The 13,647-nt window shown below is 71.6% G+C and carries 13 protein-coding genes; 4 read left to right on the top strand and 9 right to left on the bottom strand.

Going from position 1 to position 13,647, the window contains the following annotated elements; genetic code table 11:
• Positions 1-140: 140 nt before the first annotated feature.
• The 5 genes from O3438_RS30865 to O3438_RS30845 all read right to left on the bottom strand — a co-directional run bounded on the left by O3438_RS30865 (position 141) and on the right by O3438_RS30845 (position 3,841).
• Positions 141-491: a DUF2203 domain-containing protein gene (locus tag O3438_RS30865; protein ID WP_269683039.1), complete on the bottom strand. Its 351-nt coding sequence runs from the start codon at positions 489-491 to the stop codon at positions 141-143.
• Between the two features lie 192 nt (positions 492-683).
• Positions 684-1,502, bottom strand: coding sequence for a pyrroline-5-carboxylate reductase (gene proC / locus O3438_RS30860; RefSeq protein WP_269683038.1), 819 nt, complete (start codon positions 1,500-1,502; stop codon positions 684-686).
• Between the two features lie 71 nt (positions 1,503-1,573).
• Positions 1,574-2,602 (bottom strand): 6-phosphofructokinase, encoded by a 1,029-nt coding sequence (locus O3438_RS30855; RefSeq protein ID WP_203151341.1) that lies wholly within the window; start codon positions 2,600-2,602, stop codon positions 1,574-1,576.
• A 159-nt stretch (positions 2,603-2,761) separates the two neighbouring features.
• Complete coding sequence (locus O3438_RS30850; RefSeq protein ID WP_088988368.1) at positions 2,762-3,265, bottom strand: pyridoxamine 5'-phosphate oxidase family protein; 504 nt, start codon at positions 3,263-3,265, stop codon at positions 2,762-2,764.
• Positions 3,266-3,343: 78 nt separating this feature from the next.
• Complete coding sequence (locus tag O3438_RS30845; protein WP_269683815.1) at positions 3,344-3,841, bottom strand: polyadenylate-specific 3'-exoribonuclease AS; 498 nt, start codon at positions 3,839-3,841, stop codon at positions 3,344-3,346.
• Positions 3,842-4,060: 219 nt separating this feature from the next.
• Here O3438_RS30845 and O3438_RS30840 point away from each other — a divergent pair, with 219 nt between their 5' ends.
• Complete coding sequence (locus O3438_RS30840) at positions 4,061-4,753, top strand: Crp/Fnr family transcriptional regulator (protein WP_088988366.1); 693 nt, start codon at positions 4,061-4,063, stop codon at positions 4,751-4,753.
• A gap of 74 nt (positions 4,754-4,827) precedes the next feature.
• Here the strand turns inward: O3438_RS30840 and O3438_RS30835 are convergent, their stop codons facing one another.
• Positions 4,828-5,025, bottom strand: coding sequence for a hypothetical protein (locus O3438_RS30835; RefSeq protein WP_088949427.1), 198 nt, complete (start codon positions 5,023-5,025; stop codon positions 4,828-4,830).
• Positions 5,026-5,178: 153 nt separating this feature from the next.
• Here O3438_RS30835 and O3438_RS30830 point away from each other — a divergent pair, with 153 nt between their 5' ends.
• The gene (locus O3438_RS30830) at positions 5,179-8,715 is read left to right on the top strand and encodes an adenylate/guanylate cyclase domain-containing protein (RefSeq protein WP_269683814.1); all 3,537 of its coding nucleotides are present in this window, start codon (positions 5,179-5,181) and stop codon (positions 8,713-8,715) included.
• 58 nt (positions 8,716-8,773) lie between these two features.
• Here O3438_RS30830 and O3438_RS30825 read toward each other — a convergent pair whose 3' ends face one another.
• Both O3438_RS30825 and O3438_RS30820 read right to left on the bottom strand, forming a co-directional pair.
• Positions 8,774-9,454, bottom strand: coding sequence for a lysophospholipid acyltransferase family protein (locus O3438_RS30825; RefSeq protein WP_269683037.1), 681 nt, complete (start codon positions 9,452-9,454; stop codon positions 8,774-8,776).
• 257 nt (positions 9,455-9,711) lie between these two features.
• Complete coding sequence (locus O3438_RS30820) at positions 9,712-10,020, bottom strand: hypothetical protein (RefSeq protein ID WP_269683036.1); 309 nt, start codon at positions 10,018-10,020, stop codon at positions 9,712-9,714.
• A 277-nt stretch (positions 10,021-10,297) separates the two neighbouring features.
• On the opposite strand from O3438_RS30820, the gene O3438_RS30815 reads away from it, so the two are divergent.
• Positions 10,298-11,143 (top strand): DUF308 domain-containing protein, encoded by an 846-nt coding sequence (locus tag O3438_RS30815; protein ID WP_269683035.1) that lies wholly within the window; start codon positions 10,298-10,300, stop codon positions 11,141-11,143.
• Between the two features lie 158 nt (positions 11,144-11,301).
• Positions 11,302-12,795, top strand: coding sequence for an alpha,alpha-trehalose-phosphate synthase (UDP-forming) (locus O3438_RS30810; RefSeq protein WP_269683813.1), 1,494 nt, complete (start codon positions 11,302-11,304; stop codon positions 12,793-12,795).
• A gap of 9 nt (positions 12,796-12,804) precedes the next feature.
• Here O3438_RS30810 and O3438_RS30805 read toward each other — a convergent pair whose 3' ends face one another.
• On the bottom strand, positions 12,805-13,599 hold the full coding sequence (locus O3438_RS30805; RefSeq protein ID WP_269683812.1) for an alpha/beta hydrolase: 795 nt from the start codon (positions 13,597-13,599) through the stop codon (positions 12,805-12,807).
• Positions 13,600-13,647: the final 48 nt, after the last annotated feature.

The raw sequence follows: 13,647 nt of genomic DNA, 5'->3' as shown, positions 1-13,647 counted from the left end.
GCGGGCTGAGCCGCGCCCTGCTAGATCAACGCGGGTTCAAGGAACCCGGGGTGTCCGCCGCGCTCGGATACCGCGCTTTCCGTGAACGCGAGTGGATCAAGGCCGGCAGCGCGGCCGGGTGCAACGGCAAGCCGGATGCGTCAGAGTGGGCGGCGGCCGGCGAAGCCGCACTCGGCCCGGTGGTACCAGCGCACGTCGGAATCGCCCTCGAGCCAGCACCAGAGCACCGCGCGGCCGTCCCGTTCGCCGGGGAAGTCGAGCAGCACCGGGGCGATGCCCTTGACCTGGATGTCGTGCTGGTGCAGCTCGTCGACGACGGCGTGCAGCCGGGCCTCCAGGCCTTTCACCTCGGCCAGCCCGCCGAGGGCGCTGACACCGTGGTCGGCGAGGTCGACACGCAGCTCGGCCAGGTCGGCCCGGACCCGGATCAACTCGTCGACGCGCGGTTGCAGCGTGGCCACCAGGTGCCGGGCCTGGGCAAGTGTGAACACCGCGCCAGTATGCGGCACGCCCGGCCCCGCCACGAGCCCGGAACGCCCGACCGCCCGCGCCGTGCCCGAAGAGCCCAACCGGGCGGCACCACCGAGCGCCCGGAACTCCAGATCAGCTCGTCGCCACGGCGAAGAACGCCGGCATCACCGAGCGCCCGGAACACCAGATCGGCCCGCCGCCAGCGAAGAACCTCAGTCGGCCTGCGCTGCCAGTTCGCGGGCCCGGTCGCGGGCGGCTTCGAGCGCGGCGAGCAGCGCGGCGCGTACGCCGTGCTTCTCCAACTCGCGGATCGCGGAAATGGTGGTGCCGGCCGGTGAGGTGACCGCCTCGCGGAGCTTCACCGGGTGCTCGCTGGAGTCGCGCAGCATCACCGCGGAACCGATCGCGGTCTGCACGATCAACTCGTGCGCCACCTGCCGGGGCAACCCGAGCAGGATTCCCGCGTCGATCATGGCCTCGACCAGCAGGTAGAAGTAGGCCGGACCGGAGCCGGAGAGCGCGGTGACCGCGTCCTGCTGCGACTCGGGCACCCGGATCGTCTGGCCGAGCGGCTTGAACATCTCCTCGGCCAACGCCAGGTGGGCGCCGGTGGCGTGCGCGCCCGCCGAGATCGCGGTCATCGCCTCGTCGACGAGCGCCGGGGTGTTGGTCATCACCCGGACCACCGGGGTGCCGTCGGGTAGCCGTCGGCTGAAGAAGCTGGTGGGGAGGCCGGCGCAGAGCGAGATGACGAGCTTGTCGGCCGGGACCTTGGGGCCGATCTCGTCGAGCAGCGCGGCGGCATCCTGCGGCTTCACCGAGATCGCGAGCACCGCCGCCTCGTCCACCGCCGTCAGGTTGTCGACCACCCGGACGCCGTAGCGGGCGGTCAACTCCTCGGCGCGAGCTGGCCGGCGGGCGGTTGCCAGCAGATTGTCCACTGGCCAGCCCGAGCGCAGCAGCCCGGAGAGCATCAGCTCACCGATCTTGCCCGCGCCGATCACCGCGACCGTGTGCACCCCGGCTGACATCTCGGTCGTACCCCCTCGCGTCGGGTCGCGGCGCGGCGGACCCGCAGGCCCGCCGCGCCGCCGACTGTCGATCAGCTGCCGAAGAACACCTCGGCCTCGGCGTACCGCTCCAGCGGCACGGTCTTCAGCTCGCGGGTGGCCTCGGCGAGGGGCACCCGGACGATGTCGGTGCTCTGCATCGCGACCATCTTGCCCCAGTCGCCGTCGTTGACCGCGTCGATGGCCTGCAGGCCCAGGCGGGTGGCGAGCACCCGGTCGAAGGCGGTCGGGGTGCCACCGCGCTGGATGTGGCCGAGCACCACGGTGCGGGCCTCCTTGCCGGTCTTGGCCTCCAGCTGCTCGGCGAGCCACTGGCCGATGCCGCCGAGGCGGACGTGACCGAACGAGTCCAGCTCCTGGTTGGCGAGGACCATCTGACCGTCCAGCGGCTGAGCGCCCTCGGCGACGACCACGATCGGGGCGTACTGGTGCTGGAAGCGCTTCTCGACGTAGCCGGCCACCTGGTCGACGTCGAACTGCCGCTCGGGCAGCAGGATCACGTTGGCGCCGCCGGCCAGGCCGGCGTGCAGGGCGATCCAGCCGGCGTGCCGGCCCATGACCTCGACGACCAGGGTGCGGTGGTGGCTCTCCGCCGTGGTGTGCAGGCGGTCGATGGCCTCCATCGCGATGTTGACAGCGGTGTCGAAGCCGAACGTGTAGTCGGTGGCGCCGAGGTCGTTGTCGATCGTCTTCGGGACGCCGACCACCTGCACGCCCAGCTCGTAGAGCTTGGTGGCCACGCCGAGGGTGTCCTCGCCGCCGATCGCGATGAGGGCGTCCACGCCCTGCTCGGCGAGGTTGTCCTTGATCCGCTCGACGCCGTTCTCGATCTTGAACGGGTTGGTGCGGGACGAACCGAGGATGGTGCCGCCGCGGGGCAGGATGCCGCGAACGTCGGCGATGCCCAACGGACGGGACAGACCCTCCAGCGGGCCCTTCCAGCCGTCCCGGAAGCCCACGAACTCGTGACCGTAGGTGGCGACACCCTTGCGGACCACCGCCCGGATGACCGCATTGAGACCTGGGCAGTCGCCGCCGCCGGTGAGCACGCCGATACGCATGATCCGTCATCCTCCTGGAGCATCAGGTAAAGCCCGATATGCCCCAGGGTATGTGTCAGGTCAGACCATCGGCGCCGTTGCCGGCCCGGGGCGGGCCGTCACTGCGAACTGTAGTCGGCCCGCAGGTACGGCGACAGCGCGCCCCGGTGGCGACCCGGCTCAGAAGGTCACCTCGTGGTTCTCGCCGGCCTTCGGTGGCCGGCCGGTGACCGCCGCCTTCGCGTAGCCGAGGAGGTTGACCACCGTGCTGCCCGGCGAGTCCCAGTACTCGGCCGAGGTGGCGTGCACCTTGATCAGCGTGAGACCGGGGGTGTCCAGCCCGTCGGGGAACCAGGCCTTGAGCAGCGGGCTCCACAACCGCTCGGCCCGAGCCCGGTCGAACCCCTCGGTGGCGGTCCCCGAGATCGACACCCAGGCGTGGTGCTTCTGGTCGGAGAAGGCGACGTTGACCTCCGGGTTGACCCGGAGTTGGCGGACCTTGGCCGAGTCGGCGTAGGCGAAGAACCAGAGGTCGCCGTCGAACTCGACCTCCTGGAGCCCCATCGGCCGACTCACCTGCCGACCGTCCAGCGCGATCGTGGTGAGCATGCAGATCCGGGCCGCCCGAGCCAGCTCGGTGATCCGGACGCGGGACTCTGCGGCGCTGGTCGGCTCGTTGCTCATGGCACTCTCCTCCGCTTCGGTTCGCCGAACCGATGCCCGGGACAGAACCGGTCAAACCTACGGAGGTACGACCGGCGGTCAGCGGGCCGTCATCGCCCGCCAGCGGGCCAGGTTGTGCCGGGCGTCGACCAGGGCGTCGTGCCGGGCCGCGTCCGCGTCCGGCAGGGTCGGCCGACCCCTGTCGTCCCAGAGCTGCCGCAGCTCCTTGGTGTAGCGGGGGATCTCCCGGGGCAGCGCCGGCATCGCACCCCAGAGCTGGGCGAGCACCACGTGGTCGTACGCGGCGTACCAGGCCCACAGCTCCAACTGCTCCCCCGGCCGGTCCCGGATCGGCTCGACCAGGAAGTCGTACAGATCGTCGCGGATGCGCTCACGTGACCGCCAGGCCCGGTCCGCCGGGGAGGGCAGCTTGTCCAGCACGTTGCGTCGGACCCAGGGCACGGCGCGGGAGTCGTCGAACTCGGTGGAGACCGCGTAGAACTCGCGGCCGTACTCGTCGACGACACCGATCGAGACGAGGTCGACGGTGGTGCCGTCCTCGATGAACTCGCAGTCGTAGAAGTAGCGGTAGACCATTCCGGGCATCTTCGCCCACCGCCGCGCGACCGTACCCGGCGGGGTCCAGCTCGCGACGGTCACGGAAGTGCTTCGAGGGGTGTACAGCAAGCGACCGGACCGTCATGATCTGATGTGTACCGCTACCGGACGCCGAATCGGTGTCAGTTCACCTTGTCAGGGCCATCAGGTTCACCCGGTGAGCGAGTTTGTGGTCCATGACCGGGGAGGGGTTGGGCCGTGGAGATGCGCCTTCCGGAGCCGGGTGACGCGCTCACGGGTGTCGAGATGTTCGCCGGGTTGGAGCCTGAGGTACGCCAGCGTGTCATCGCCGCCGCCGTCCCGCGCACCTACCGCAAGGGCCAGTTGCTCTTCGTGGAGAACGACCCGGGTGAGTCACTGATCGTGCTGCGCCGCGGCGCGGTGGCGGTCTTCCGCACCGCACCGACCGGCGAACGGGCCGTGTTGTCGGTGATCCGACCGCCCGACGTGCTCGGTGAGGTCTCCCTGCTCGACGCGTCGACCCGGTCCGCGTCGGCCGAGGCCATCGAGGACTGTGCGGCGCTCGCACTGTCCAGGGGCGCCTTCATGGAGCTGGTGCACTCCAACCCTCGCATCCTGGACGCGGTGATGCGCTCGTTGGGTGGGCTGATCCGCCGGCTCACCGAGCAGAACGCCGACCATGTCTTCCTCGACCTACCCGGTCGGGTGGCCAAGACGCTGGTCCGGTTGGCCGGCGAGAGCCAGGCACCGATGATCACGATCGAGCTCAACCAGAGTCAGTTGGCGGAGATGGCCGGTGGTTCCCGGCAGAGCGTCAACCAGGCGATCGGTTCGTTCGCCAGCCGCGGCTGGCTGCGTACCGAGGGGCGTCGGATCGTGGTGACCGACGTGGCCGCGCTGCGCCGCCGCGCCGGCATGAGCGACCGCTGACACCACTGACACACGCGAAACGGCCGGGCCGCCCGTGGGCGACCCGGCCGTTCGTATCCGTCACCGGCGTGGGGTCACACCCCGGAGCTGCCCGGCCCGGCCCACTTGTCCGGGCCCTTGCCGTCGCCGCCCGGGCCGTGCGACTGCTCGCTGACGATGCCCTCGGCCTGGAGCGTGGCGAGCGTGGCCGCGTCGACGTCCACCGAGTCGCCTGCGGAGTGGCTGACCCCGTTGCCGTCGGTCCAGTCGCTCTCCAGCTTGACGTACACCATTGACCTGTCCCCCTCTGGTCGCTGCTCGATATCTGGCCGCCTGAATCTAGTCGCTCTGGTCCCTTGGTGGACTGTCCACAAGCCAACAGGCCGGTACCTGACAGCGGCGGACGAGGGCGATAATTCCCGGCAGGGGACGCCTCCGGCGTCGACCTGTTCGCCTCTGGGGGAGGTGTCATCGCCGCGCAGTGTGGACGCTGTGGACGCACGGCCGCCGACGGAGACCGTTTCTGCGGTGGCTGCGGCGCCGAGCTGGGGGCTGTGTGCCCACACTGCTTGCGCCCACTCGCCTCGGACGTCACGTTCTGCACCTCGTGCGGGTCGCCGCGACCCGGCGCCGAACGACCGGCCCCGGTCCAACCGCAGGAGGACCGCCGCCGGGTGAGCGTGCTCTTCGTGGACCTGATCGACTTCACGCCGTACGTCGAGCGTGCCGACCCCGAGCAGGTCCGGGGCATGCAGACCGGTTTCTTCTCCGCCGCCCGCCGCGTCGTCGGTCAGTACGGCGGGGTGGTGGAGAAGTACATCGGGGACGCGGTGATGGCGCTCTTCGGTGCCCCGATCGCCACCGAGACCGACGCGTTGCGCTGCGTGCGGGCGGGTCTCGAACTGCAACGGGTGCTCACCCGGTTCGCGCCGACCGGCAGCACCGAGTTGCGGTTCCGGGTCGGGGTCGCCACCGGCGAGGCGCTGGTGGACGTCGCCGCCGCTCGCGACGGTGGGCAGGCGATCGTTGCCGGCGACGTGGTGAACACCGCCTCCCGGATGCAGTCCGTCGCCCCGCCCGGCGGCGTGCTGGTCTGTGGCACCACCCATGCGCTCACCAAGGACGCGATCCGCTACGAGGAACAGCCCCCGGTCACCCTGCGCGGCCGGTCGTCGCCGACCGAGGTGTGGTTGGCGCTCTCCCCCCTGCGTCGCCAGCCCACCGACCGGGAGCCGGACACCACACCGTTGGTCGACCGCGAACACGAGCTGGGAATGCTCGTCAACGCGTTGCACAGGTCGCTGCGTGACCGTCGACCGCAGGTGGTGACGATCTTCGGCCGGGCCGGCATCGGCAAGAGCCGGCTGCTGCGGGAGCTCTACCGGCACACCGGCCGGCTGGTCGACGAGCCGCTGACCTGGCGGACCGGCCGGTGCCCGCCGTTCGGCGAGAACGTCACCTTCGCGGCGCTCGCCGACATCGTCAAGTCCGAGGCGGGCATCCTCGACACCGACCCGGCGGGCAGCGCCGCGCAGCGGCTGGCCACCGCCGTGAGCGAGCTGATCGGCCCGGGTGAACGGGACCGGGTGGTGGACGCGTTGCGCCCGCTGGTCGGGCTGCCCGGCACGCCGCTGCCGGCCGAGGAGGCGGAGTCGGCATGGCGTCGCTTCCTGCTGGCGCTGGCCACCCGACGACCCACGGTGCTGGTCTTCGAGGATCTGCACTGGGCCGACGACGCGATGCTGCGCTTCGTGGAGCTGCTCGGGGCGGCGGCCCGCGACGTGCCGCTGCTGCTGCTCTGCACGGCGCGTCCGGAGCTGGTCGACCGGGATCCGAGCTGGGCCGGGACGATCACCGGCTCGGTGACCATCACCCTGCCGCCCCTGCGCGACACCGGCATCGCGGCCCTGTACGCGCACCTGTTCGGCCAGGCCGCGTTCTCCGCCGACATGCTGAGCCCGCTGATCGAGGTGGCCGGCGGCAACCCGCTCTACGCGCACGAGTACGTCCGGATGTTGATCGAGCAGGGGGCGCTGCGGCAGTCCGGGCGGGGGTGGTCGCTGGACAAGCACCTTGAGCTGACCATGCCGGAGAGCGTGCACGCGGTGATCGCCAACCGGGTGGACCTGCTGGACGCCAAGGACCGCGCGGTGCTGCTGGCCGCGTCGGTGGTCGGGGTGCAGTTCTGGCCCGGCGCTGTCGCCGCCGCGCTCGGTCAGCCGGTCGAGTCGGTCGAGCGCTCGCTGCGCCGGTTGGAGCAGCGCGACTTCGTGCACGAGCAGTCGGCGTCGACGATGGCCGGGCAGGCGGAGTTCCGGTTCCGTCACGTGCTGGTCCGGGACGTCTGCTACCAGCGGTTGCCGCGTACCGAACGGGTGGCCCGGCACGAGCGGGCCGCCGACTGGCTGGACGCGCTGTCGCACTCCCGCGACACCGACCTGGCGGAGGTGCTCGCCCACCACCGCTGGGCGGCCCACGAGATCGCCCGGTCGCTGGGCATGGAGGTGCGGCGCTACGCCGGGCCGGCGCGGCAGGCGCTGCATCGGGCGGCCCGCCGGGCGTACGCGCTGCACGGGCTGGACGCCGCGGCCAGCCACGCGGGCCGGGCTCTCGGCCTGGCCGACGACGACGACCCGGTGGGTCGGCTCCAGTTGGAGTTGTTGAGCACCGAGATCTCGTTCTACCGGGACGGCAACGCGTTCCTGTCCGGGGGTGGGGCGGAGCAGGTGCACACGCTCGCCGACCGGTTGCTGTCGCACGGCGACGACGCCTGCGCCGCGCGGGCGTGGACGCTGCTCGGTCAGGCCGCCTGGCTGCGCGCCGACCGTGGTGACGCGTTGGCCTGCCTGGACCGCGCGGTGCACCTGTTCGAGCCGTTGCCGGACAGTCCGCAGAAGGCGGACGCGTACGCGGAGATGGGCCGGTTGCACATGCTCAACTACGAGCGGGACCCGGCCGTGGCGGCGGCGGACACGGCGGCGGAGATCGCCGAGCGGTTGGGCCTGACCGAGACCCGCACCAACGCGCGGATCACCGCGGCCACGGCGCGTTACCAGTCCGGGGACCGGGTGGGCCTGGACGAGCTGCACGCGATCGTCGAGTTCGCCCGGGCCGGTCAACTGCTGGCGTTGCCCCGGGCCACCCAGAACCTCGCGTACGCGATCCGTGAGGAGGGCGACTGGCTGCGGTCCAACGCCCTGCTCTCGGCCGCGCCGGCGCGGACCGCCAGCGGTCAGACCCTGACCACCAGCTATTCGGCCGAGGCGATGCGTGCCTGGTTCGACGGTGACTTCGGTCGGCTGCTCACGGCGGCGGAGGCGTTCGTGGACACGCCCACCGGCAGTTGGGACATGCAGGTGCGTGGGTTGCGCTGCTGTCTGCTGGTGTTGCGCGACGACGACGATCCGGACGACCTGGCCGACGCGCTGGACACCGCGCGGCGCAGCGGGTTCCACCGGCTGCACTGGACGATGCTGAGCATGGCCGCGCTGTGCCGGGCGTTGCAGGGGCGCGAGGCCGAGGCGGCGGAGCTGATCGAGGAGCTGGACCGGTGCTGGTCGGCGGTGCCGGCGTTGGCCAGCGGGGAGTGGATCGCCGCCGCCGCGTACGCCGCAGCTCTGAGCGGTCGGGACGCGGCGGTACGGGTGCGCACGATGCTCGGCCAGGTCGGGCACCGCACGCCCTGGTCGGAGGCGGCGTTGCGGACCGTGACGGCGGCTTTGGCGGCGGCGGACGGCGACCACCAACGCTCCGCCGAGCTGCACCTGGCCGCCGCCGAGACCTACGGGCGGATCCCGGACGTGAGCGACCGGGTGCTGGCGTTGGCGTTCGCGGCGGCGGAGCTGACCCGGGCCGGCGATCCGGCGGGCGCACGGAAGACCCTCGCCGAGGTCCGCGTCTTCGCGTTGCGCAACGACGCCCCCGGCCTGCTCGCACTGGCCGGTCGACCGATCACCCCGACCGGGCCGGCGGTCGCGTGTTGAGCCGTCTCACGCAACTCGGCCGCCGACCGGCCTCAGGCGGCTCGGCCGCTGAGCCACCTCAGGCGGCGGCCGGCGTCTTGAGTTTTTGCGCGTAGATGTCGACGTACTCGCGACCGGAGAGCTCCATCACCTCGTACATGACCTCGTCGGTGACCGCGCGCTCGACGAACCGGTCGCCGGCCAGCCCGGCGTAGCGGGAGAAGTCCAGGGGCGCGCCGAAGCGGACCCGCACCTGGCCGACGCGCGGGAGGAGCCGACCGGGCGGCTGGAGTTCGTCGGCGTTGAGCATCGCCACCGGCACCACCACCGCGCCGCTCTCCAGGGCCAGCCGGGCCACACCGGTCTTGCCCCGGTAGAGCCGCCCGTCCGGTGATCGGGTGCCCTCGGGGTAGATGCCGGCCACTCCCTGCGCGCGCAGCACCCGCAACTGGGTGTCCAGGGCGGCGCGGGCGGCCTGACCGCCGGAGCGGTCCACCGGGATCGTGCCGGTGCCGACGAAGAACATCTTCATCAACCGGCCCTTGATCCCCCTGCCGGTGAAGTACTCCGCCTTGGCCACGAAGGTGACCCTCCGCGAGACGATCAACGGAATGAAGATCGAGTCGAAGAAGGAGAGGTGGTTGCTCGCCAGGATTACCGGGCCGGTCGCCGGCACGTGGTGCAGCCCGTCCACCTGTGGGCGGAAGATCAGCTTGAGCAGCGGACCGAGGAGCACGTACTTCAACAGCCAGTAGAGCACCGGCGTCCTTTCCCGTGGTGTGCCCGCGACCGCGTCAAGCCCGCAGACGCCGCCGGGCCGCCGAAGCGACCATGCCGTCCGGCCCCGTCCGAGTGAACGGGTCGACATTCATCTAGGTGATCCTCCCAGAGGCGAGCCACTTCCCACTCGTCGAGTGCGGGCTTGATCGACTCGGTTTCGCCAATGTGGGGGTATCCCTGACGCTGGGATACCCCGAGTTCGCCGAACCGGAGTGGATCAAACCTCGGTGCGGCCGGCTACTCACCCTGCTGCTCCTTCCACTGTAGGTACTCGCGGTACAGCTCCTTCTCCCGCCGTCGCATCCGCCGGTGCAGCACCCACGAGGCGACGAGGAGCACCGCGCCACCGCCCAGCAGCACCTGACCGAGGGTGCGGTCACCGGGCTGCACGGGGCCCACGCTGAGCAGGAACCCCAGGAGGACCGCGCCGACCCCCAGGTAGAGCGCGACTCCCGGTGGGGTCTGCCGGTACTCGAGATGGTGACGCTCGGCGAAACTCTGGAACCGCGGTGGGAGGTCGAGTTCCTCGTGCTCGTCAGCAGTCACACACGCCTCTCCGTTCACACTCGCGGGCAGCCCAGCTGGGTTCCGCCCGCGCGTCGGTCGCTCCGGCTTCCAGCCTCATCGAGATAGCACTCGTCGCGCAAGAACGGACAAACGACGCCCGCCGCGACCTGCGACGGCAGCCGTGACTTTGGAAGACGCGACACAACGCACTCCCGGAACCATGCCCTGACGTGTCACGATTCAGAGCACGGCGTGCCGTCGGGCGTCGAGGGGCAGGGATGGCCGCGCCGGAAGGCGCGTTAAGGGGGATGTCCGGGTGTCAGCGGGTGGGGCCCGCCGGGGACGGCGGGACAACGGGCTCGACGCGAACGAGTACGCCGTCGTCGGCGACGTCGATCCGCGCGTCGGTGAGCACCTGCTCGACGTGCTGGCCGCCGGCGGGATCGCCGCCTACCTGCAGCCCTCCGCCGACCTCAACCCGGTCACCCGCACCACCACGGTTCCGGCTCGGCCGGTCGACCGTCTCTACGTCGACCGTTCGCATCTGACCACCGCACGGGACTATCTGACGCAACTCTCCGACGAGAGCGCCCCGGAGCAGCCGCCCGCCCGGGACGAACCGGACATCGACGCCGAGTGGGCTCGGATCGTGGCCGGCTTCCACACCACCTCGTCGACGGACGACCACCCGTGGCCGGCTTCGGAGAACGTCGAGGAACGGGACGAGCCGACGGCCGGTCCGGTGGCCCGCTCCGGGTCCGACGAGCCTGGTCCGACCGCCACCGATGTCCGCCGGCTGCCGTCCGCGACCGACATCTCGGGGATCTCGGTCGGCCGTGGCGCCCGGCCGGACGAGCCGTCACTGCTGGACGGGCTGGACACCTTCGGCGCCGACCTGCCCGACGACGAGGACGACAACGAGGGTTACCACCCGCCACCACCGCCACCGTTGCCGCGGGTCAGCAAGTACGCGGTGGTCGGCGTGCTCGGCGTGGTCATCGGGTTCGTGCTCTTCCTCTTCCCGTGGTTGCTCCCGGTGGACAGGTCGGCGGTCACCCTGTTCGGGTTCACCGGCATCCTGGCCGGTTTCGTCACGCTGATCTGGCGGTTGCGCCCCGGCGACGAGGACGAGGACGACCCGGACAACGGCGCCGTCGTCTGATCGGGGCCCGCATTCCGGGACGGCACCGTCCCGCCGATGCCGTAACAGTGGTGTAACTTACTGTCAGTAGGAATACCGCTGTACGTCACTTCCCCCGCTGACTGACCGGTTTTCCCTTGCTCGTGGCGGTCAGTCCTCTGCTGATCGGAATGCCCGAGATGCGACAGAGTTCCCTCGTGCTGGTGGCCAACCGCCTACCCATCGACGACAGTCAGGCCCCCGACGGGGCCTGCGAGTGGCGGCGCAGCCCGGGTGGGCTGGTCAGCGCGCTACACCCGCTCCTGCGACACACACCGGCAACCTGGGTCGGCTGGGCCGGCGGCACCGGGCCCGCCCCCACCCTGCCGGACGTGGACGGCGTCCGGATGCACACCGTCGCGCTCAGCGCGGAAGATTTCCGCGACCACTACGAGGGGTTCGCCAACGCCACCCTCTGGCCGCTCTACCACGACGCCGTGGAGCAGCCGCAGCACCACCGGCGGTGGTGGGAGGCGTACCAGCGGGTCAACCAGCGGTTCGCGGAGGCCACCGCCCAGGTGGCCGAGCCGGGCGCGGTGGTCTGGGTGCAGGATTACCACCTGCAACTGGTCCCCGGCCTGCTGCGCGCTCTCCGCCCCGACCTGCGCATCGGGTTCTTCCTGCACGTGCCGTTCCCGCCGCCGGAGCTGTTCATGCAGCTACCCCGTCGGGCCGAGCTGCTGCGCGGCATGCTCGGCGCCGACCTGGTCGGCTTCCAACGGGCCCAGGCGGCACACAACTTCGCCCAACTGGTGACCAAGGTGCTGGAGCTCCCGGCGACCGACCGGCGCATCGGCATCGACGACCGGGTCGTCCGCATCGGCGCGTTCCCGGTCTCCATCGACACCGCCGAGATGGCCGCGCTGGCCGCCCGACCGGACGTGGCCGCCCGCGCCCACCGGCTCCGGCAGGACCTCGGCGACCCACGGCAGGTCATCCTCAGCGTCGACCGGATGGACTACACCAAGGGCATCGAGCAGCGCCTCAAGGCGTACAGCGAGCTGCTCGCCACCGGCGACGTCAAGGTCCGCGACACCGTACTGGTGCAGGTCGCCATGCCGAGCCGGGAACGCGTCGGCCAGTACCAGATCCTGCGGGAGCGCATCGAGCGCGAGGTGGGCCGGATCAACGGCGAGTTCGGCCGGGTCGGCGAACCGGCGATCCACTACCTCACCCAGCCCTTCGACCGGGCCGAGCTGGCCGCCCTCTACCGGGTCGCCGACGTGATGGCGGTGACCCCGCTGCGGGACGGGATGAACCTGGTCGCCAAGGAGTACGTGGCCGCCCGGGTGGACGACGACGGTGCGCTGCTGCTCAGCGAGTTCGCCGGCACCGCCGCCGAGCTGTCCCAGGCGTACCTGGTCAACCCGCACGACCTGGAAGGGCTCAAGCAGGGGCTCCGCGCGGCGCTCCGGGCCAGCCCGGACGACGTCACCCAGCGGATGCGGGCCATGCGCGCCCACCTGCAGCAACACGACATCCGGGCCTGGGCCCGCTCCTACCTGCGCGCCCTGGACGAGGGCGGCACCCTGGTCAGCCGCCTGTCCAGCACCGACGGCGGCCCCGAGGACGCACGGGTGCCCCGACCCGCCACCCCCGCCGGCAGTCCGGCCGCCCAGCAGGCCAGCGGCTGATCGCCGGCCTCAGTGCGCCGCCGGCTCCTTCTCCAACCAGTCCAGGATCGCGTCGATCGGTTCCGCCCACCGCGCGTCCAGCATCAGATCGTGGCCCATGCCGGGAAAGAGCAGCGGGGCCGAACCGTACTGGCGGGCCACCCGCGTCAACGTCGACGCCGGCACCAACCGGTCGTCCGGGCTGCCCAACACCAGCACCGGCGGCGCACCCACGGCCGGCTCGGGCTCCGGCTGCCCCAACAGCGCCCACTGCGCCCGACGGCTGGCCCGACCGAGCCGTCCGACGTGCCGTCGGGCCTCCTCGTCCGGCAACTCGCGGCTGAACAACTGCCCACGGTTGAGCCGCAACGGCCCGCCGAACACCGCCGGCACCGTGCCCGCCGGGTTACGACGCAGCGCCGCACCCAGCACTCCCCAACCGCCGAAGACGGGTGCCACCAACACCGCGCCCCGCGCCGGGTAGCGGGCCAACGCGTGCGCCACCACCAGCGCCCCGGCGCCGTGCCCCACCAGCACCGTCTGCCGTGGCAGGCTCGCGGCCACCTGGACCACGTCATGGGTGTACGCCCGCAGCGTCGCCTCCGGCGCCGGCTCGCTGGCCCCGTGTCCCCGCAGGCTCACCGCGTACGCCGGGAAGCCCCGCGACGCCGCGTGACCCAGCCAGTGCTCGGCGAACGCCCACGCGCCGTGCCCGAAACCGGGCACGAAGAGCAGCGGCGGACGCCCCTCCTCGTGCTCGGGAAGGGCGCTGAGCACCTCCCGGCGCACCGGCCGGACCGGACGTGACCACTCCCGGCCCCGCATGATCCGCAGCTCGGTCACTGTTCCTGCCTTCCGTTCGCGACTGCGGGA

It is taken from the genome of Micromonospora sp. WMMC250 (genome assembly GCF_027460215.1).
Classification (GTDB): domain Bacteria; phylum Actinomycetota; class Actinomycetes; order Mycobacteriales; family Micromonosporaceae; genus Micromonospora; species Micromonospora taraxaci.
This window is presented reverse-complemented; position numbering and strand designations above follow the sequence as displayed.